Annotated in this window: 16 protein-coding genes and 1 pseudogene; 12 read left to right on the forward strand and 5 right to left on the reverse strand. The window is 68.1% G+C overall.

Annotation, left to right across the window (positions count from 1 at the left end; translation table 11 throughout):
• Positions 1–607 precede the first annotated feature (607 nt).
• Positions 608–874 (forward strand): annotated as a pseudogene (locus AB0I98_RS45845) (helix-turn-helix domain-containing protein); the annotation flags it as partial.
• A gap of 195 nt (positions 875–1,069) precedes the next feature.
• Here AB0I98_RS45845 and AB0I98_RS45850 read toward each other — a convergent pair.
• The 4 genes from AB0I98_RS45850 to AB0I98_RS45865 all read right to left on the reverse strand — a co-directional run bounded on the left by AB0I98_RS45850 (position 1,070) and on the right by AB0I98_RS45865 (position 5,797).
• On the reverse strand, positions 1,070–2,080 hold the full coding sequence (locus AB0I98_RS45850; protein ID WP_362952026.1) for an AsnC family transcriptional regulator: 1,011 nt from the start codon (positions 2,078–2,080) through the stop codon (positions 1,070–1,072).
• A gap of 109 nt (positions 2,081–2,189) precedes the next feature.
• Positions 2,190–3,575, reverse strand: a complete 1,386-nt coding sequence (locus AB0I98_RS45855) for an aldehyde dehydrogenase family protein (protein WP_362952027.1) — start codon at positions 3,573–3,575, stop codon at positions 2,190–2,192.
• Entirely contained in the window at positions 3,575–4,675 is a 1,101-nt protein-coding gene (locus tag AB0I98_RS45860; protein WP_362952028.1) for a phenazine antibiotic biosynthesis protein, read from the reverse strand. The genes AB0I98_RS45855 and AB0I98_RS45860 overlap by 1 nt, the downstream gene beginning before the upstream one ends.
• Positions 4,676–4,774: 99 nt before the next feature.
• Entirely contained in the window at positions 4,775–5,797 is a 1,023-nt protein-coding gene (locus tag AB0I98_RS45865) for an NADP-dependent oxidoreductase (RefSeq protein WP_362952029.1), read from the reverse strand.
• A 391-nt stretch (positions 5,798–6,188) separates the two neighbouring features.
• Between AB0I98_RS45865 and AB0I98_RS45870 the strand changes: the two genes are divergently transcribed.
• Positions 6,189–7,643, forward strand: a complete 1,455-nt coding sequence (locus tag AB0I98_RS45870) for an MFS transporter (protein WP_362952030.1) — start codon at positions 6,189–6,191, stop codon at positions 7,641–7,643.
• Positions 7,644–7,719: 76 nt separating this feature from the next.
• Here the strand turns inward: AB0I98_RS45870 and AB0I98_RS45875 are convergent, their stop codons facing one another.
• On the reverse strand, positions 7,720–8,739 hold the full coding sequence (locus AB0I98_RS45875) for an Lrp/AsnC family transcriptional regulator (protein ID WP_362952031.1): 1,020 nt from the start codon (positions 8,737–8,739) through the stop codon (positions 7,720–7,722).
• 295 nt (positions 8,740–9,034) lie between these two features.
• Here AB0I98_RS45875 and AB0I98_RS45880 point away from each other — a divergent pair, with 295 nt between their 5' ends.
• The 10 genes from AB0I98_RS45880 to phzG all read left to right on the forward strand — a co-directional run bounded on the left by AB0I98_RS45880 (position 9,035) and on the right by phzG (position 19,457).
• The gene (locus tag AB0I98_RS45880; protein WP_362952032.1) at positions 9,035–9,895 is read left to right on the forward strand and encodes an SAM-dependent methyltransferase; all 861 of its coding nucleotides are present in this window, start codon (positions 9,035–9,037) and stop codon (positions 9,893–9,895) included.
• A gap of 536 nt (positions 9,896–10,431) precedes the next feature.
• Entirely contained in the window at positions 10,432–11,874 is a 1,443-nt protein-coding gene (locus AB0I98_RS45885) for an FAD-binding monooxygenase (RefSeq protein ID WP_362952033.1), read from the forward strand.
• A gap of 186 nt (positions 11,875–12,060) precedes the next feature.
• A complete protein-coding gene (locus AB0I98_RS45890; protein ID WP_362952034.1) occupies positions 12,061–13,269 on the forward strand; it encodes an acyl-CoA dehydrogenase family protein in 1,209 nt (402 codons plus the stop codon).
• A 45-nt stretch (positions 13,270–13,314) separates the two neighbouring features.
• On the forward strand, positions 13,315–13,794 hold the full coding sequence (locus tag AB0I98_RS45895; RefSeq protein WP_362952035.1) for a PhzA/PhzB family protein: 480 nt from the start codon (positions 13,315–13,317) through the stop codon (positions 13,792–13,794).
• Positions 13,795–13,865: 71 nt separating this feature from the next.
• Positions 13,866–15,050 carry a 3-deoxy-7-phosphoheptulonate synthase gene (locus AB0I98_RS45900; RefSeq protein WP_362952036.1) on the forward strand — a complete coding sequence of 395 codons (1,185 nt, stop codon included), beginning with the start codon at positions 13,866–13,868 and terminating at the stop codon, positions 15,048–15,050.
• Positions 15,051–15,095: 45 nt separating this feature from the next.
• On the forward strand, positions 15,096–15,719 hold the full coding sequence (locus AB0I98_RS45905) for an isochorismatase family protein (protein WP_362952037.1): 624 nt from the start codon (positions 15,096–15,098) through the stop codon (positions 15,717–15,719).
• Positions 15,716–17,608 carry an anthranilate synthase family protein gene (locus AB0I98_RS45910; RefSeq protein WP_362952038.1) on the forward strand — a complete coding sequence of 631 codons (1,893 nt, stop codon included), beginning with the start codon at positions 15,716–15,718 and terminating at the stop codon, positions 17,606–17,608. Before AB0I98_RS45905 ends, AB0I98_RS45910 begins: the two co-directional genes overlap by 4 nt.
• Entirely contained in the window at positions 17,598–17,981 is a 384-nt protein-coding gene (locus AB0I98_RS45915) for a hypothetical protein (protein ID WP_362952039.1), read from the forward strand. The genes AB0I98_RS45910 and AB0I98_RS45915 overlap by 11 nt, the downstream gene beginning before the upstream one ends.
• Positions 17,966–18,799 carry a PhzF family phenazine biosynthesis protein gene (locus AB0I98_RS45920; protein WP_362952040.1) on the forward strand — a complete coding sequence of 278 codons (834 nt, stop codon included), beginning with the start codon at positions 17,966–17,968 and terminating at the stop codon, positions 18,797–18,799. Before AB0I98_RS45915 ends, AB0I98_RS45920 begins: the two co-directional genes overlap by 16 nt.
• Positions 18,800–18,809: 10 nt before the next feature.
• Entirely contained in the window at positions 18,810–19,457 is a 648-nt protein-coding gene (gene phzG, locus AB0I98_RS45925) for a phenazine biosynthesis FMN-dependent oxidase PhzG (RefSeq protein ID WP_362952041.1), read from the forward strand.
• Positions 19,458–19,466: the final 9 nt, after the last annotated feature.

A 19,466-nucleotide genomic window follows, 5' to 3' on the forward strand; every position in this document is an offset into this window, starting at 1 on the left:
GGTGGGGGTTTCTTTTTTTGGCTCTCCCGCGGGGCCGGTCCAAAAGCTCTGCGGGGGGGGGTGCCCCTCGCGCGCTCGGGGGGGGCCCCAACCGCCCCAATGAAACTTGCCACGGAAGGCGACGGTCGTCTTCTTCGTCCACGGCGCGGGCATGACGCAATCATGCCGCCCGTTACCGTTTCCATCATGCAAGCCGGGCCCCGTGAGAAGGCCGGCTCGGCTCCGGGCTCCAAACACTTCCGAGAGATCGGCGGCGCTCTGGGCATCGCGGTGCTCGGCTCGGTTCTGTCCACCGTGCACCACAACGGCATCAAGGATCACCTCGGCGTGGTGCCCGCAGGTGCGCGGGAGGCGGCAGGTGAACCGATCGAGACGGCTCTCGGCGCGGCGGAGCAACTGGGCGCCGCCGGTACGGTCGTTGACTGCCCCGACCACTCAGGACGCGTTCCTCCACGCCATCACAGCGCTTGGCTCGGCGGTGCCGCTGTACTCGGCGCGATCGTGGCGGCCCCGTTCGTGCCAGGCCGACCCGCCGCCGCGCCCTCATCGAGCGAGATGGCACGCCGCGAGCCGGTTGGGGGTCTCGGACTGAGGTTGCGAGAGCGTTCTGCGTCTCCTGGGGAAGGGCGTTCCGCTCGCCGAGCTGTCCATCGAGCGCATCGCCCGGCACGCGGGCGTCGGCAAGGCGACCATCTACCGGCGTTGGAAGGGCAAGGAGGAGCTGTTCGTCGACGTATTCGGTGCGATGGACGAGCCCGAGCCGCCGCTGCCCGGCACGTCGGTCCGCGAGGACCTGGTGATCACGTTCGAGGCGATTCGTGGGCGCGGCCTCGCCAAGCGCACATCGGCCCCGCTGCCCGACGGCCTCGCCGAGACCATCGCCGACGTAGTACTGGTGGGGCTGCGTCCGCGCCCATGACTCGCCCTTGTGGATGACTGCCCGATCCAGGGCATGTACATGTTCTGTGAGAAGCCCCGACCGCCTCCGCAAATCCGGAACCCTGGCCGACGCGGCACAGTACCCCTCTGGGTACGGCCGTCTCAGAACGGCAGAGAGACATCGGCCCCCTTAACCGTGGTGGGATGACGTGGGCGTGGAAGCGATTGTGCCCACGGCTTTGAGGGTTCGCAGGACAGGCGCTGTCTCCAGGGTGCGGATTGCCTTTACGGCGCCCAGGCCATGAGTGAGGTAGTGGTACAGCGCTGCGCTGTCCCTGCACAGGGCGTGAGCTACGAGGTTGGTGGGGCCGGTGGTGTGGGCCACGAAGGCGAGTTCGTCATGACGGGCCAACGTCGTGGCCACCTCATCGAGATGGGCGGGAGCGACGGCCATCCACAGCAGGACCTTGGTGCTGCCCCCGAGGAGTGCGGGGTCGATCTCCACATCGAAGAAGATCGCTCCGCAGTCGCGGAGGCTGTCCAGCCGACGCGACACCGTCGCAGGTGACCAGCCTGTGGTGGTAGCGAGAACACCGACGCTGGTTCGGCCGTCGTGTCGCAAGGCGTCCATCAAGGCGTGGTCTGCGGGGGAGAGCTTCACCTGCCGGTACCGCTCCGGGGGTGGGGGCGCGCTGTAGTCAGTGATCTTCGCGCCTCCCAATAGACGTTGTTGTCGTGGCGTGAGGGCGTTGGCGCTCATGCGCCAGGGGGTGCGCCAGCCGACGTACGTGTGCAGCAGATGGTGGGCGGATACCGCGGTGAGTCCGATGCTGGGGGGCAGTTCGTGCAGGAGCAGGGAGTGGCCGTGTGCCATGCCGAGTGGGGTTTCGAGCACCGCGACGATCTCCGTGCCGCCACCGGTGAGGTAGACCCATGATGTGTCCTGGCGCCGGACCAGGGCGTGGGCGAGATCCAGTGCGGTCTCGGGGGCGGCGGTCAGCCGCAGCAGCCACTGCTCGTGCCCCGTCAGGTGGGGGTCGGGCAGCCCGACGACTCGGAGCGCGGCGTGCTCGCGCAGTCTGTCGTACCGACGGGAGACCGTCTGAGTGGAAACCGCCAGTGCGTTGGCTATCTGTGTGAAGGAGGCGCGTCCGTTGATGTGCAGCGCATGGATCAAGGCACGATCGAGGTCGTCGAGCATTCGCACACCATCCTTCACGCACCGCGTGGCAGGCGTGGCAAGCCCCCCGGGGGGCGATGCCTGCACACATCGGTACTCCGCTCGGTCTGGACCCGGGTCCGGCAGCAACTCAGTCCCTGATCACCGACTTGCAGCGCATCAGGAACTCGGCGAGATAGCCGTCGTGTGGCATGCCGGACTCCATCCAGTGTGTTCGGTGATCTCCTATGTATACGTTGCTGATGGACGGTTCTTGCACCAGCCGTTCCACGAGCGCGGCGTCGTGTGTGATCGCTGTCAGGACGAGGCTGTTCCTCAGCGGCGCGATGCCTGCTTCACGGCTCCACGGAGCGACCCATACGCAAGGGAAGGGGAGCTCGACGGAAGCCTGCGGCGCATCGGGCCGGTCGAGCTGGTGGACGGCGGGGCGAAGTACGGCGCTGCCGTCGCCCAGTTCGGCGATGATGCCATCACCGCCGAGCCACGGCTTGGCTCCCGACGCTTTGTTGAGCAGGTGTGCCTCGAACGCCTTGGCCGTCGCGAGCGGTTGGACGGGGAAGACCGCCTCGGGATCTTCGGGAGGCCGGCTGGGGACCGATGACAGGCGCTCGGCGAGCGCCTCGCAGAGCGCGGTCGGGTCGCCCTCCACAAATACGGCTGTCGTGTTGACGCAGCCGGCGCCGCCCTTGCCGCTCACCGAATCGGTGATCGTGTCGAGATGGCTGCGCCAATCCATCTCCTCGGTCAGGAGAATCTTCGACCGGCCCGGGCCCTGCGGGAGGATCGACGGGTCTGCGGCGTACTTGCGCACCACGTCGTCGCCGCCGTAGACCAGCCCCAGGTCGGCGCCCCGCAGCAAGGCGTCCGCGGTGGCGTGGTCGGTGGGCAGCAGTGCCACCTGGTCGTTGCCGAAGCCCGCGCTGCGCAGTGCCGTGACCAGCCGATGCGGCGTGAACGGCTCGCGCCGGGAGGGCCGGACCGCGACGCGGTAGCCCAGCGCGAGCGCCTCCGGCCAGAGGCTGTGCGGCCCGGGGTGGTTGCCGGCCGCGTGCACGGCGAAGACACTCCCGCGTCGTGCCCACACCGCACGGCCGGTGCGGGTCAGCGGGTCGTCCCATCGCGTCACCGCTCCGGTCGGCCGGGCGTGTTCCACGCTGTAGTGGGCCTTCCTCATCCGGGCGGCGATGACTCGAGTGGTCGCCCGCACCACGGAGATCGGTATCCCGCCGACCCGACTGACCTGGTACTCGTACTCCTCGACCGACTGGCCGCCCAGCGTGGCGGTTGCGAAGAACTCGGCGGCCCGGCCGATCATCCCGATCCGGTCGTCGATGGGGGGAGTGGAGGCCCGGTGCAGGGCCTTGATCGTGCGGTCGACGAACAGGGAAGGTACCAGGCTCAGCTGGGCGACCTCCTGGCCCGCGACATCGTGGACGGGCATGCGGTTGCGAGCCCTGAACTGGCCTTGAGGCCCGAGGGCGTCGAGCTGCGGTGCATCGGTGCGGGGGTTCGGCATCAGTAGACTCCTTCGATCACGGTTTCGTTCTCGAAGGCCGCCACCGGAGCGATGTCCGCCACCGCGTCGCCGATCTGTCCGGCCAGGGGCTCGATCCGGGTTGCCACATCCCGCTCCAGGTTGTTGGGCAGGAAGAACGACTTGCTGATGTGGTGGACCAGGACGCGGCCGCGATCGCCGTATGCGACCGGTCGGAGCGTTTCCGGATCGACGACCGAGAATGTCACGTAGGGACTGTAGGAGTCGAAGACACAGCCTGCGTCCTCCGGGAGGCCCGGGCGCTCACCGGCGAACCCAAGGATCATGGTGCTGCCGTAGTTGCCGCACAGGACCGTCTTGGGGAAGACCTCGGTCTTGTAGAGATAACGAGAGTCGGGATCCAGCTGGGTGCCTCCCCAGCGGATGGCCCGGACCTTCTCGTTGACCAGTCCGGCCAGGTCGTCCCGTCGTGCGATGCGCTCCAGCAGTGGGGGCGTGATGGTCAGAACGCCTATGTCCTGGGTGCGCAGCACGAACGCGGCCTGGTCGATGAGGTGTTCGGCGTAGGTGTCGGCATCGGCGCCCCGTCCGCCGGAGATCAGTTTCTTCACCCATCGGGGGTCGAGATCGATCGTGAATCCATGGCGGCCGTGGCTGGTCGCGGACCTGCGGAAGCACTCACCGACGATGTGCGGGCCTGTCGGGACGAGGCCGAGCCAGTCGGCGCCGGCAGGGAAGCCGTGGGCATCGAGGTTGGTGTTGCTCCAGTGGACCATGCGCTGTAGCCAGTCCTGGAGCAGGACGACTCGCTTGGGCGCTCCCGTGGTCCCGCCGCTCTCGAACACCCCGATGACGTCAGGGCGTTGGCCGTAACCTCGCGGTATCAGGTCTTCGGCACGGACGTCGCGCAGTTCGGCCGCTACGTTGGGGAAGAGCTTGAGATCTTCGTGGGTGCGGACGTCACTGCGGGGATCAAAGGGCAGGGTCTTGGCACGTTCCAGCCAGAACCTGGAGCCGGTATCGGGATTGAAGTGCCACTCCATGGCGGCCTGGATCAGTTCGTCCGGCTCGGGACGGACATCGAGCGGGAGGTCGAGGACCTGTGTGGTGGCTCGCGGCATGGTGATTCCTTCTCGGCGTATGAGGTGAGGGTGGGCGCCGGGCGGAGGTGCGGAACCGCCGCCCGACGCACCGGAGTTGCGTACGAACGGAGTACGGAGCTACAGCTCGACGATGACGGCACCGACGTGCCGCCCGTCGATCACATCCAACAGAGCCTGAGGGGCGTGTTCGAGGCCCTTGATCCGAGCGTGGGGGAAGACCATGTCCCCCGCTCGAAGCCACGCACCGAACCTCTCGGTCCACTCCTCCTCGCCGTCGAAGTCGTCCGAGCTGAAGCCACGCATCACGATCCGCTTGCGGATGAGGAGCATGGAGTCCAGCTGGACGGGGGCCTCGGTTCCGGTGCCGTACTCGGAGAGCTGTCCGGACAGAGCACCGATCAGGATGAACCGTGCGCCCGGACGTGCTGCCTCCACAGCGGCCTGCAACTGTTCGCCTCCGACGTTGTCGAAGAAGACGTCGATGCCGTTCGGTGCGGCCTTCGCCAACTGTTCGGTGAGGGGTGCGGCACCGCGGATGACGGCCTCGTCGTAACCGAGTTCGTTCACGAGACGGTCGGCCTTCTCCCGGGAGCTGGTGCTGGCGATGACCCGGCCGGCGCCCAGCCGCTTGGCGATCAGCCCGGCCATCGCGCCGATCCCGCTGCCGCCCGCCGAGACGAACACCGTGTCCCCGGGGCGGAGTTCGACCCCTCGCGTCAACGCCGCATAGGCCGTCCAGCCCCGCTGAAGGTGAGCGATCGGGTCGGGGAGCGCCTCGTCGTCGAGGCGTGCACACTCGCCCGTTGGTACGAGGGCATACTCGCGCCAGCCCAGCCCGTGCGAGACCAGATCGCCCGGCTGCAGCGCGCTGCCCTCCGGGGCGCGGACGACCTCGCCGACCGCCGCCCCGACCAGGGGGTCACCGGGCTTGAGTACGGGGAACGGCGTGTCTTGCGTGACAGCCGCGATGAGCAGGCGCAGCGTGGCGAAGACTTGGAAGAAGCGATTGCGGACCAGTACTTCGCCTTCCCCCGGTGAGGCCAGGGGTGTCTCGACGAGAGTGAAGTGCTCCAGCCGTGGAAGCCCATTGGGCTTGGCAAGGAGGCGGACTTCTCGCTGGGTGGCGGGCAGGGCTGCCATTCATGCTCCTGAGCAGGAAGGACGTATGGATGTGAAGCCCTGGTGCACGCGGGGTGACCAAGGGATCCCAGCGTGCGGTGATCACACCCCTGACTCCAGCCGCGGTGCCGTACTGGCACATTTCTTCCATCCGAGGCGGCTGGGTGAAGGAAGCGCACACTGCGAGCCGGACTGCTCGTCCCGTCCACGGCAGCGACGGCCGTTTGCCCGCCCTGGGGCGTCGCGTGGGAAATCGCCACCGCGGGCGTCCGCCACGGAAGGAATCTTCCATCTCTCCGCTCTGGCTGGAATCTCCCCGATCAGTCCCTCCACGCTGAGCCGTGGTCGAGCTCGATGCCCTGATCCCATGGGGCTCGAGTCGGCGTGTCGACAACGGTGGAGAGGAACCCCGATGAGTGCTGAGCGCGTGCTTGCGCCGACTCCCACAGCGGCGTACCGATGGCGGTGGCTGGCGCTCGCCGCCCTGCTGCTCGGTGAGGCCATGAACCTGTTGGACGCGACCATCGTGCAGGTCGCCGCACCGGCGATCCATGGCGACCTGGGCGGGTCGGTGTCCGACATCCAGTGGTTCACCACGGCCTACACCCTCCCGTTCGCGGTGCTGCTGATCACCGGTGGCCGGCTGGGCGACATCGCCGGCCGGCGGCGGGTGTTCGTCATCGGCGTCACGGGATTCATGCTCGCGTCCGCCGCGTGTGCCCTGGCACCCTCGGTCGGGCTCCTGATCGCCTTCCGTGTGGTGCAGGGAGCATCGGCGGCCGTGATCATTCCCCAGACCATCGGTCTGATCAAGACCATGTTCTCCGGCGGCGAGATGTCCAAGGCGCTGGGCAGCATCGGCCCCGTGATGGGCCTTGCCGCGGTCTGCGGTCCGGTGCTCGGCGGCGTCCTGACCCATGCCGACCTGTTCGGCTCGTCCTGGCGCGCGGCATTCCTGGTCAACGTCCCCGTGTCGCTGGTCGTGCTGGCCATCACCCCCAAGATCCTGGAAAACCGCGCTCCGAAGCGGCCGACACTCGACATGACCGGCACACTTTTGGCCGTGATCGGTACCGGGCTCATCGTCTACCCCCTCATCGGTGGCGACATCGCCGCGTTGTCCGGGTGGAGTTGGGGGGCCATCGCGGCCGGGCTGATCGTGATGGTCGTGTTCGGACTGCACCAACGCGGCGTGGCAGCGGACGGCCGCAGCCCACTGGTGGAGCCGAGCCTTTTCGCGCATCGGAGCTTCCCGGCCGCCTTGATGACGTCGGCATCCTTCTTCGCGGTGACGAACGGTCTGATGATGGTCATCGTGCTCCAGCTTCAGCTGGGACTCGGCACCGACGTACTCAACGCAGGGCTGACGCTCGCTCCGTGGTCGGTCGGCCTGGCCATCGCGTCGTGGGTGGCCGGTGCCTACCTGGTGCAGCGCCACGGGCACCACACGATGTCCCTCGGCCTCGCCGTGCTCCTGGTCGGCGCGTTGGCCGCCATCGCCGTGTACAACACGGCGGACCCCACGGCCTACCCCAAGCCGCTGCTGATCGCACTGGGCGTCATCGGCCTGGGCGTCGGCCTCTTCGGCCCCGCCTTCTTCACCATCGCCCTGAAGCCGCTGCAGCCGCAGGAGATCGGGTCGGCGGCCGGATTGCTGAACTCCCTCCAGCAGCTGGGTGCCACGCTCGGGGTCGCCGTCCTCGGCAGCGTCTACCTCAACAGCGCGGAACCCGGTGGTCCTGCGGCGTCTCTGCACGCGGTCCAGGTCGCCTTCTGGGTTGCCGTCGCGCTGGTGGTGGTGAGCTTCGCCGGCAGCAGGCTGATGATCGAGAAGGACGCCTCGGACAAGGACGGAGCACATCACTGATCGAGCCTCGTTCCTGAGCACTCCCTGCGGCGGCCGCACGGTCGCCGCATCGGCGTGTGCAAGGGGACGCACGCCTTCACAGCCGTACGCGCGCACCCGGAGCCGCCCGTCGGGTACGGGCAAGGTCCGTGATCATCGGGCTTGCCGCCTTGACGTTCTGCAGCACCGGGCTGGTCTCGAGGGTATGGATCGCATCGAGGGAGCCGAGCCGACGGGCGAGGTAATGATGCAGGTCGGCAGGGTCACTGCACAGCGCCTGGGCCACGAGGTTGGTGGGGCCGGTGGTCGCGGCGACGAAGGCGAGTTCGTCGTGACCCGCCAGGGTCGTCGCCACATGTTCCAGATGCGCGGGGCTCACTGACATCCACAGCAGTGCCCTGGTGTTGGCGCCGAACAGCCCGGTGTCGACCTCGACGTCGAAGAAGATGGCTCCGCCCGCCTGCAGATCGGCCAGGCGGCGCGCGACGGTGACGGGGGACCAGCCGGTCGCCGCGGCGAGTTCCGCGTGGCTGGCACGCCCGTCCTTCTGCAGTGCGACCAGCAAATCGACATCCCCGTCGCTGAGTTGACGTGGCACGGGGACGTACGCGGTGTCCGCCACCTCGTGCGACAGCAGGATGCGCTGCTGCTCCTCGTTGAGGGCGTCGGCGCTGCGGCGCCAGTTCGTGGGACCTCCGAGATACATGTGCAGCAGGCAGTGAGCGGACACCGCCGTGACGTTGTTGGTGCGTGGGATGTCGCGCAAGAGCAGGGAGTTACCGGCAGCGGCGTCGGTGGGGGCATGGATGATCGCGACGATTTCGGTGCCGCCGGAGGTGAGTTTGACCCACGACGTGTCGGGTCGACGGGCCAAGGCGTGCGCGAGATCCTGCGCGGAGCTCGCCGCGGCGGTGAGTCTGATGAGCCACTGAGTCTGGCCGGCTCGGTGGGGGTCGGCGAGCCCGACGACGCGTAACGACGCCTCGTCGCGCAGCCGCCGGTAGCGGCGGGCGATGGTCTGGGGTGAGACGTCGAGGGCGGCGGCGATCTGGCTGAAGGGCGCGCGGCCGTCTATGTGCAGCGCATGGATCAGCGCACGGTCCAGTTCGTCGAGCATGCACACATCCTTCAGTGGGGGCCTGCTCCGTGGAATAAAGTTGAAGATAACGCAGAGGACGCTACCATCGCAGCCCGAGAGGCCCACAGAATTCCATCAGTTCAACGTTCGAGCATAGAGCTCGTGCATAGTTGGTAAGCGTGCAGCGAACGGGCAGGATGCCTTTCGTTCTCTTCCCGATCCATCCGCCAAGGAAAACATCAAGCCAGTTCGGTGGGCATTTTCGGATGAGGGTGTCCATCGAGGCGGACTCGCCTTTTTTCCGACGAATTGAACTCGTCTTGGGGAGGATTTTATGGTCGAGCTGAAGACGCCTTCGGTTGGAGTTGGACAGACCGCACTTTTCGTCGCGTGGATGCGGCAACTGGAAAGCGACCGTCCGGATGCGCTGTTCCGGGATCCCCTCGCCGCTGCGATGCTCTCGGCGCTGGCGGAAGACCCGGTGCTGGCGGACGTGGCCGAGGTGATCAAGCAGACCCACACCAGCGCGCGCGGCTTCCCCACGTACTTCGCTGTGCGCACACGGTTCTTCGACGACGAGGTGCTCTCTGCCGTCCAGCGCGGGATCCGCCAGGTTGTCACCCTGGCCGCGGGAGTGGACGGGCGCACCGTCCGGTTGGATCTGCCGGCCGGGACGCGCTGGTTCGAAGTGGAGTTGCCGGAGATGACCGCGTTCAAGGAGGCTCTGATCGAGCAGTCCGGCCTGACCCTCGCGTGCGAGCGCCGCGGGGTGGCCGCAGATCTGCGAGAGGACTGGCAGTCACCGCTGCGAGCTGCGGGTTTCGACCCATCACAGCCGACGGTCTGGCTGGTCGAGGGTCTCTTGATGTACCTGACCGACGCTGCGGGAGACGCGATCCTGGCCGGTCTCACCGAGCTGTCCGCACCGGGAAGCCAGCTCATGCTGGAGCATCTCAAGGCGGCCATGCTCGAGGAAGAGGGCCGGCCCGTGCGGGAGCGGGTCGAGGAGCAGGGCGCCTCCTGGCTCTCCGCTCGCGACGACCTCAAGACCTGGGTGGGCGGTCACGGCTGGCAGGCGGAGGTGTATGCGGGCGACGACCCCCGCATCGGGCATGGGCGCACGGTGGCGCCGCTCCCGGCGTGCTGGCTGGCGACCGGCACGCTCACTGGCTCCGCCGGCTCTCCCATGGTTTGACAGGAAATTCCCAGGGTCGATAAGAAGCGGAATCCGGAACGCAAAATTCCGTTCTCGGCGCGGCGTTTTGCAGGACTGCCGGATTCGTTACGGGGGATGCTGTGCAGTGTGATCATGAGTGGCCCTTTTTGGTCCGCGTCATCTCGTCGACAACCCACGCGGAACTGCTGCCGCCTGCCGCCGTGTGGCAGCTTCAAGGTTACGAGACGGGCATGCCGACATGGCTGGAAACCGTCACGGAATTCGGCCGCTCGATCCGTTTGACGGCCCGGTTCGGGGCAGTGCCCCACGCCGAGCATTTCGCGGCGTCCCTGTTTGTCGAGAGCATTCGGGGCGGAGAGCAGAACGACATTCCCGAGGCGCAGACCGCCCCCGTCCTCTCCTCCGCGGTCATCGACCTCTCTCCCGCGGCTCGCGGCTCCCCGGCGATCGGCCCGGATCACTTCGCCGCCACGCGTCCGGCGTGCCATCGGGTCTGGCCGCCGTGGCCTGTTGCAGCACGTTCACCAGACCGCCAAGGACAGCGGAGGATACGCATGTCTGACGACACCGCACACCCGCACGCCCCCCAGGAGCATCCCGCGCGAAGCAACAGCCGCCCCGCCACACCTTCCCCGGGGACGCCGGGCAGCCACTGCGTAGTGCTGGGGGCCAGCATCGGTGGGCTGTTCGCCGCGCGGGTGCTGTCCGACACGTTCGACCGGGTGACGCTGATCGACCGCGACGAGCTGCCGGAGACGGACGAGAACCGGCGCGGGGTGCCGCAGGGCCGCCACGCGCACGCGATTTTGCCCGCCGGCACCCAATGGCTCCAGGAGATGTTCCCGGGTCTGCTCGAGGACTTCGAGGCGAGCGGCGTGCCAGTGGTCCGGCAACCCACCGAGATGCACTTCGCGCCGGGAGGCCACCTGCTGAGCCAGGAGGGCCGCTACGCGGACCCCATCCCCACCTATCAGCCGAACCGGCCACAGCTGGAATGCCAAGTCCGCGATCGGCTGCGGGGGCTGCCGAACCTCGAGATCTTCGACCAGTGCGAGGCAACCGGGCTCCTCAGCACCTCGGACGGACGACACGTCAAAGGTGTCCGCGTCGTGCACCGCGTGAGTGGAGCGGAGCGGGAGCTCGCTGCGGATCTCGTCGTCGACGCGACGGGCCGCGGTGGACGCACCACGCGATGGCTGGCGGACCTGGGCTACGAACAGCCGCGGGAGGACCGGATCGCGGTCGACATCAAGTACGTCAGCCGGAACCTGAGGGTGGCGCCGGGCTCTCTCGGCCGGAGGAAGGTCGTCATCGTCGGGGCGTGCCCGGGACGGCCTACCGGTGCAACGTTTCTCCAGCACGGCGAAGACCACTGGATGCTGACCCTGATCGGCTACGCAGGTCATCACCCACCCATCGACCCGAGCGGGTTCCTGGACTTCGCCAAGGCCATCGTCCCCCCGGACGTCTTCGAGGCCCTCTGTGCCGCCGAGCCCATGGACGACCCAGTCGCGCACCGCTATCCGGCGAGCGTGCGCCGTCGTTACGAACGGCTGGAACCTTTCCCCGATGGACTGCTCGTCTTCGGCGACGCGCTCTGCAGCTTCAACCCCGTCTACGGCCAGGGGATGTCCGCAGCCGCACTGCAGGCGGGAGCACTGAAGGAGGCTCTCGCCCAGGGCACGGACCAGTTGCCACGCCGCTTCTTCAAAACGGCCGCACGGCGCATCGAGGTCGCCTGGCAGATGGCCGTCGGCAGCGACCTCGCTCTCCCTGAGGTCGCCGGCCCGCGTCCGCTCCCGGTCCGCATCACCAATGCGTACTTCGGCCGGCTCATGAGTGCGGCAGAACGCGACTCGGCGCTCACGCAGGAGTTCGTCAAAGTCAGTTCGCTGCTCTCTCCCCCCACGATTCTGCTCAGGCCCGCCACGATCGGGCGGGTCGTCCTCGGGAACCTGCGGCGCCGAGGTCGAGTGGAGGCACGACAACAGATGTGATCCGCCTTTCCAGGCGGTGAATATTCGGAAATCGCGAACACGGGGCCATGAAGGCTGCCGTGCAGGTGAATCCATGCCTTTTCGTGGTTCCTTGAATTCCCTACGGAAGGGGAATTCATTCTTGACTCCCGCACTTCCGGAGTCCTAGCGTTCGAGCGTCGAGAAAACCGAAGGGAATGATTCGGAATGTCGAATCCGGTGGTTTCTGCCGCCGTACAGGCCCCTGACCGCGCCGAGCTCGTGAAGCGGGCCGAAGGCCTACGGGAGCTGCTGTCGGAACATGCCGTCGAATGCGAACGCGAGCGCCGTCTTGCCCCGAGCGTCGTCTCCGCCATGACCGAGGCGGGTCTCATGCGGTTGATGACCCCACGACGGCACGGGGGTTACGAGACGGACATGCGCACTCTGCTCGAGGTCGCCATCGAACTCGGCCGCGGATGCTGCTCCGCAGCCTGGATCGCGGGCGTTCTGAACGCCGGGAACTTCGTGGCGTCGCTGTTTCCCCCGGCCGCCGGAGACGAGGTGTGGGGTGAGGACCCCGACGCCCGGTGCGCCCTCGTCCTGGGACTCCCCGCGCAGGACGTCGAGCACGTCGACGGAGGCGTCGTCGTCAGCGGTCAGTGGGCCTACGTCTCAGGCTGCCTGCACGCCCAGTGGATCAGCGCTTTGATCGCCGTACCCACCGCCGAGGGCCGGCCGGACATCCAGTTCGCCCTGATGCGGTCCGACGAGCTCACCGTCAAGGACACCTGGCACTTCGCCGGGATGCGCGGCACCGGCAGCAACACCGTTGTCGCCGACCGGCTCTTCGTACCCAGCCACCGGCTGGTGCCCTACGTGCCCATCCTCAACGGCGAGACCGACGGCGTGGTCGACCCCGACCTGCCGTACCGCAACAGCCTGACCGGCCTGTTCGCCATCGGACTGATCGGCTCACTGATCGGCGGTGCCGAGGCCGCGCTCGCCTTCGTACAGGACAAGGGCCCCACGCGTCCCGTGGCCGGCTCCACTTACCACGACCAGACCCAGTCGCCTACCTTTCAGCTCGATCTCGCCGACGCCACCTCGAAGATCGACACGGCCAAGCTGATCGCGGCCCGCATCGCCGACACCGTCGACGAGTACGCCCGGGCCGGCATCAACACGGACCTGACGGTGCGAGCCCGTAACCGGCTGGAGTCCGCCCAGGTCGGCCGACTGTGCCGGGAAGCCGTCGACACCCTGCTGACCGCTCACGGCTCTTCCGCCTTCAACGAGGCCAACCCGCTCCAGCGACTCTGGCGCGACATCAACGTCGGCAGTCGCCACGCCGGCTTCGGCATGGGCATCCCCGAGCAGGTCTACGGCCGTGCCCTCGTCGGCCAGGACCCCCGCGACATCAGCTTCATCGTCTGAACCGAGACGACCGTACCGATCCCCCCCCACAGCAGAGGACCACTCATGGCAGAGCCCCGAATACCCACCGACGAGACCGAACTGCGCGCCCACAACCGCGCCATCGTCGAGCAGTACATGAACACCCGCGGTGAAGACCGGCTCCGGCGGCACCTCCTCTTCACCGAGGACGGCGTCGGCGGCCTGTGGACCACGGAAAGCGGCGAACCGATCGTGATCCGCGGCCGTGACCGGCTGGGGGAACACGCCGTCTGGTCGCTCAAGTGCTTCCCCGACTGGGCCTGGATCAATATCGAGATCTTCGACACCCAGGACCCCAACCGCTTCTGGGTCGAATGCGACGGCGAAGGAAAGATCCTCTTCCCCGGTTATCCCGAGGGGTGCTACCGCAATCATTTCATCCACTCGTTCCTGTTCGAAAACGGGAAGATCAAGCAGCAGCGCGAGTTCATGAATCCGTGCCAGCAGTTCCGTTCCCTGGGAATCGACGTCCCGCGTGTCGAACGCGAGGGAATCCCCACCTGACAGGCCGTCCGCGTGCATGCGGGCCGTCACAATCCGGTCGTAAATACTCTCCGTCCGACGGGGGAACAGTCGTGGGACATGCAGTAACCGACGTCCAGCGGGCGAAAGCCCTGCAACAACCCGAATGGAACGATCTTTCACAGGTCCAGCGCGTGAGGGAAATCCTCAGCTCCCGCCCGCCGCTGGTCCGCGTGGACGACGTGCACACGCTCAGGTCGCTGCTCGCGTCCGTCGCCGCAGGCGAAGCACACGTGGTGCAGGCGGGAGACTGCGCGGAGGTCCCGGAAGAGTGCACCGCGGAGCACGTCCGGCGCAAGACCGCCGTCCTTGACCTGCTGGCCACCACGCTGAAGATGGTCACCGGCAAGCCCGTCCTGCGCGTCGGGCGCATCGCGGGACAGTTCGCAAAGCCGCGGTCGAACTCCTTCGAGCAGGTCGGCGACCTGGTCCTGCCCGTGTACCGCGGGCACATGGTCAACAGCCCGGAACCCGACCTGGAGGGCAGGCAGCCGGACCCGCTGCGCATCCTCACCGGGTACATGGCGGCGGGCGACATCGTGGAACACCTGGGATGGCGCGCACCGGCCCTGCGCGCGTGGCCGAGCATCGAACCCCTGGTGTGGACGAGCCATGAGGCCCTGCTCCTGGACTACGAAGTCCCGATGATCCGAGAGGTCGGGGACGGCAGGCGCTGGCTCGGCTCCACGCACTGGCCGTGGATCGGCGAACGGACCCGGCAGTTGGACGGCGCCCATGTCGAGCTGCTCGCCGACGTCGTGAACCCTGTGTCCTGCAAGGTCGGCCCGACCATGAGCACCGAAGAGATCACGTCCCTGTGCGAGCGGCTCGACCCGCTCAAAGAGCCCGGCCGGCTCACTCTGATCGCACGTATGGGCGCTGATGCCGTCGGTGACCGCCTGCCGCCCCTGGTGGCGGCGGTCCGCTCCGCGGGCCATCCCGTGATCTGGTTGTGCGACCCCATGCACGGCAACACCATCACCGCACCGGACGGTAAGAAGACCCGCTTGCTGACCACCCTGGCTCGAGAGGTCGCCGGGTTCCGGCGCGCGGTTGCGGCGGCGGGCGGAGTGGCCGGCGGACTGCACCTGGAATCCACCCCGGACGACGTGACGGAGTGCTTCGCCGACGCGTCCGCGCTCGGCTCGGTAGGCGGCCGGCACACGACCTTCTGCGACCCCCGCCTCAACTCACGGCAGGCTGTCTCCCTGGTCACGGCCTGGTCCGACGCTCTGTGAACACCACTGCTGTCTCGGCCACATCGCTTTGAAAGGAGCTGCCCGATGGCCGGCCTACCCCCCATCGTGTCGTATCCCCTGCCGACCGCGGAGAGCCTGCCCGAGAACCTGGCACAGTGGGCGCCGCGCCCGGAGCGCGCCGTCCTGCTCGTCCACGACATGCAGCGCTACTTCCTCAACGCCCTGCCGAACCCCCTGCGCACCGAGCTCGTCCACAACGCCGCCATGCTGCGGGGGCGCTGCGCAGCGCTCGGAGTGCCCGTGGCGTACACCGCGCAGCCCGGGCGGATGACCGACGAGCAGCGAGGGCTGCTGAAGGACTTCTGGGGCCCGGGAATGCGCACAGACCCGGCCGACCGGGAAGTGACGCCGGAACTGGCCCCTGCCGAGGGCGACTGGACGTTCACCAAGTGGAGGTACAGCGCCTTCTTCCGTTCGGACCTGTTGGAGCGTATGCGGGCCTCGGGCCGCGACCAACTCGTCCTGTGCGGCGTGTACGCGCACGTCGGTGTTCTGGCCACGGCGTTGGAAGCCTTCACCAATGACATCCAGACGTTCCTCGTTGCCGACGCCGTCGGCGACTTCTCCGAGAACCATCACCGGCTGGCACTGGACTACGCCGCCCAGCGTTGCGCCATGGTCGTTCCCTCCACGGAGGTGTTCGCATGAACAGCAGGGATCGCGGCGATCTGCTCGGCAGCGTCCTGGACCTGGAGCCCTCCGCATTCGCTCTGCTGCACCGGCCGGAGTGCGGGGTGCCGGACACCGTCGACGTCCTTGTCGGCGACGTGACACAGTCCCGCACCCTGGCGGACATCCCCCTCACCGAGGTGGGGCCCGCATCGCCGCAGGCCGAGCACGACGTCCTGGTCGTGGTGCCGTACCGGCAGATCACCGAGCGGGGGTTCACCGCACCCGACGACGGTGCACCGATCATCGCCCTGTCGATCAACAGCCAGAGCAGGGTGTCGGTGCCCGAGATCCTCTTACGCCTGCCGGACACGCCGACACACCTGACGGCCCATGGCTTCGACGTGGACGACGAGCGGTACGCCGAGACCGTACGACGTGTCGTCACGGAGGAGATCGGCACCGGCGAAGGCGCCAACTTCGTCATCAAGCGCTCCTTCGTGGCCGACATCAGCGACTACTCGCTCCACAGCGCACTGGCGTTCTTCCGACGCCTGCTGGAACGGGAGCAGGGCGCATACTGGACCTTCCTGATCCACACCGGCCACCGCACCTTCGTCGGCGCCACACCCGAGCGGCACATCTCGGTGAGCGGCGGGGCGGCCGTGATGAACCCGATCAGTGGCACCTACCGCTATCCGCCGGCCGGCCCCACGCTGGAGGGCGTCACCGAGTTCCTCGCGGACCGCAAGGAGACCGACGAGCTGTACATGGTCGTCGACGAGGAACTCAAGATGATGGCCCGCATCTGCGAGGGCGGCGGCCGGGTCCTGGGCCCGTATCTCAAGGAAATGACCCGGCTGGCCCACACCGAGTACTTCATCGAGGGCCGGACCGACCGCGACGTGCGCGCCATCCTGCACGAGACGATGTTCGCCCCCACCGTCACGGGCAGCCCGCTGGAAAGCGCGGCACGTGTCATCCGGAAGTACGAACCCGAAGGCCGCGGCTACTACAGCGGTGTGGCCGCGCTCATCGGCCGCGAAGTGAGCGGTGAACGTTCACTCGACTCGGCCATCCTCATCCGCACCGCCGACATCGACGCACACGGCCGGGTACGCATCGGTGTGGGCGCGACGCTGGTGCGTCACTCCGACCCGGTCTTCGAGGTCGCGGAGACTCGCGCCAAGGCTTCGGGGCTCCTCGCCGCCCTGGAAGCCGGACGCACCCGCCGCTTCGGGGCGCATCCGGACGTCCGCGCCGCCCTCAGCCGCCGCAACACCGGCATCGCCGAGTTCTGGCTGCAGGACAGCGCGAGCCGCCGGCCCGCGGTGTCCGGGCTGGACGGACTGAAGGCACTGGTCATCGACGCGGAGGACACCTTCACGGCGATGATCGGACACCAGCTCCGCGCGCAGGGCGTCCACGTGACGGTCAACCGCTTCGACGAGCCATACGAGTTCGACGGCTACGACCTCGTCGTCATGGGACCCGGCCCCGGCGACCCTCGTGCCGCCGACGACCCCAAGATCAGTCATCTCCGCTCGGCGATCGACGGCCTGCTGCGGCAACGCCGCCCCTTCATCGCCGTGTGCCTCAGCCACCAGGTGCTCAGCCTGGCCCTCGGCCTCGACCTCGTCCGCCGGGATGTCCCGAATCAGGGCGTGCAATGGGAGATCGACCTGTTCGGCTCCCGCGAACGGGTGGGCTTTTACAACACGTTCGCCGCCCGCAGCACCGAGGACAAGCTGGACATCGAGGGGATCGGGCCGGTGGAAGTGAGCCGTGACCAGACAACCGGTCACGTGCACGCGCTGCGCGGCCCCGGCTTCGCCTCGATGCAGTTCCACGCCGAGTCGGTCCTCACCGTCGACGGGCCGCGCATCGTCGGGCAGGCCATCCGGGAGGTGCTCGACCGTGTGGGTTGACATCGCCTGGTGGGAGCTCGACGGTTCCCCGCAGACCATCGACTCCCTGCGCGAGCACCTGCGGGACGGCGCCGTCGACGCCTGGCGCGAAGTGCCGGGCCTGCGGCTGAAGTTCTGGATGGCGGACAGGCAGCACAACCGCTGGGGCGCGGTGATGCTCTGGGAGTCGGACCGTCCGGCCGACCTGCCGGCGAACCGTGCCGCGGCACTGATCGGCCGCCCGCCCACTCACCGGACCAGGTTCGACGTCGAAGCCACGGTCGAAGGAGCGTACGCCTTACGCGAGTTGCAGGGCCTTGGGCCCGTGTTCGCGCCGCCGACGGCGTCGCCCACATCCACACAGGGGGAAGAGACACCGTGCACGAATACATAGTGGTCGACGCCTTCGCACGCCGACCGCTCGAAGGCAATCCCGTGGCCGTCTTCTTCGACGCCGCCGACCTGACCGCCGAGCTGATGCAGCGCATCGCCCGGGAGATGAACCTCTCCGAAGTCACCTTCGTCCTGCCGCCGGAGCAGGGCGGTGACGCTCGGATCCGCATCTTCACCCCCGTCAACGAGCTGCCGTTCGCGGGCCACCCCATGCTCGGCACGGCGGTGGCCCTGGGCCACACCCTCAAGAAGGACCGGCTCCTCCTGGAGACCGCCATGGGCCTCATCCCCTTCGAGCTCCACGACGACCAGGGCATACCGGCCGTGCGGATGGAGCAGCCGATCCCGACATGGGAGCCGTACGAGCACCGCGCGGAACTCCTGGAGGCGCTCGGCGTCACGGAGTCCACGGCGCCGGTCGAGGTCTACCGCAACGGTCCCCGGCACGTCTTCGTGGGGCTGGAGAGTGTGGCCGCGCTGTCGGCTCTGCGACCGGACCACCGGGCGTTGAGCCGTTTCCCGGACATGGCGGCCAACTGCTTCGCGGGTGAAGGAACTCACTGGCGGACACGGATGTTCTCACCCGCCTACGGGGTGGTCGAAGACGCTGCGACCGGTTCCGCCGCCGGCCCTCTCGCCATTCACCTGGCCCGGCACGGACTCAGCGCGTATGGCGAGAGCCTCCAGATCCTCCAGGGAGTCGAGATGGGCCGCCCTTCGCTCATGCTGGCGACCGCAGGCGGCACGGGCAAGCACGTCCGGGGCGTGCAGGTCGGCGGCCACGGCGCCATCGCAGCCCGCGGCACTCTCTACGTCTAGCGAGGACCACATGCACACCAGCCAGTTCGAAAGCCTCACCGGCGAGGTCGACATCGACTTCCCCGAGTACGACAATCCCCCGCCCGACCCGATGCCGCTCGTCGACCAGTGGATCGCCGAGGCCACCGCGCGCGGCGTGCGAGAGCCCCGCGCGCTTGCCCTGGCGACCTCCGACAGCCAGGGACGGGCCTCCACCCGCATCGTCTTCCCGACCGAGGTCAGTGACCGAGGGCTGGTCTTCCCCAGCCACAGCACCAGCCAGAAGGGCCGCGAACTGGCCGCCACCGGATGGGCTTCCGGCCTGCTCTACTGGCGGGAGACCGGACAGCAACTCATCCTTTCCGGCCCGGTGTCACAGCTCGGCGACGCAGAATCCGACGCACTCTGGTTCGGCCGGCCCACCCCCATGCACGCCATGTCCGCTGCCTCCCGGCAGAGCGATCCGTTCGATGGCCTGGCTGCCGTGGCCGACCTGCGCGCCGAGGCAGCCCGCCTGGGAGCCACCGGTACTTCACTGCCGCGCCCGGCCCGCTTCGTCGGCTACCTGCTCACCCCCGTCGCCGTGGAGTTCTGGTGCGCCGACTCCCAGCGACTGCACCGCAGGCTGCGCTACGACCGCCAGGACCGCGGGTGGCACGCGACCCGACTCCAGCCCTGACCTGCGAAG

The sequence above is a fragment of the Streptomyces sp. NPDC050211 genome (genome assembly GCF_040656035.1).
Taxonomy (GTDB): domain Bacteria; phylum Actinomycetota; class Actinomycetes; order Streptomycetales; family Streptomycetaceae; genus Streptomyces.

Coding starts and splice junctions, on each gene's coding strand:
- AB0I98_RS45860 (WP_362952028.1), bottom strand. CDS start 4,675: ATGCCGCGAGCCACCACACAGGTCCTCGACCTCCCGCTCGATGTCCGT.
- phzG (WP_362952041.1), top strand. CDS start 18,810: ATGCACACCAGCCAGTTCGAAAGCCTCACCGGCGAGGTCGACATCGAC.
- AB0I98_RS45870 (WP_362952030.1), top strand. CDS start 6,189: ATGAGTGCTGAGCGCGTGCTTGCGCCGACTCCCACAGCGGCGTACCGA.
- AB0I98_RS45895 (WP_362952035.1), top strand. CDS start 13,315: ATGGCAGAGCCCCGAATACCCACCGACGAGACCGAACTGCGCGCCCAC.
- AB0I98_RS45855 (WP_362952027.1), bottom strand. CDS start 3,575: ATGCCGAACCCCCGCACCGATGCACCGCAGCTCGACGCCCTCGGGCCT.
- AB0I98_RS45850 (WP_362952026.1), bottom strand. CDS start 2,080: ATGCTCGACGACCTCGATCGTGCCTTGATCCATGCGCTGCACATCAAC.
- AB0I98_RS45910 (WP_362952038.1), top strand. CDS start 15,716: ATGAACAGCAGGGATCGCGGCGATCTGCTCGGCAGCGTCCTGGACCTG.
- AB0I98_RS45885 (WP_362952033.1), top strand. CDS start 10,432: ATGTCTGACGACACCGCACACCCGCACGCCCCCCAGGAGCATCCCGCG.
- AB0I98_RS45890 (WP_362952034.1), top strand. CDS start 12,061: ATGTCGAATCCGGTGGTTTCTGCCGCCGTACAGGCCCCTGACCGCGCC.
- AB0I98_RS45880 (WP_362952032.1), top strand. CDS start 9,035: ATGGTCGAGCTGAAGACGCCTTCGGTTGGAGTTGGACAGACCGCACTT.
- AB0I98_RS45865 (WP_362952029.1), bottom strand. CDS start 5,797: ATGGCAGCCCTGCCCGCCACCCAGCGAGAAGTCCGCCTCCTTGCCAAG.
- AB0I98_RS45875 (WP_362952031.1), bottom strand. CDS start 8,739: ATGCTCGACGAACTGGACCGTGCGCTGATCCATGCGCTGCACATAGAC.
- AB0I98_RS45905 (WP_362952037.1), top strand. CDS start 15,096: ATGGCCGGCCTACCCCCCATCGTGTCGTATCCCCTGCCGACCGCGGAG.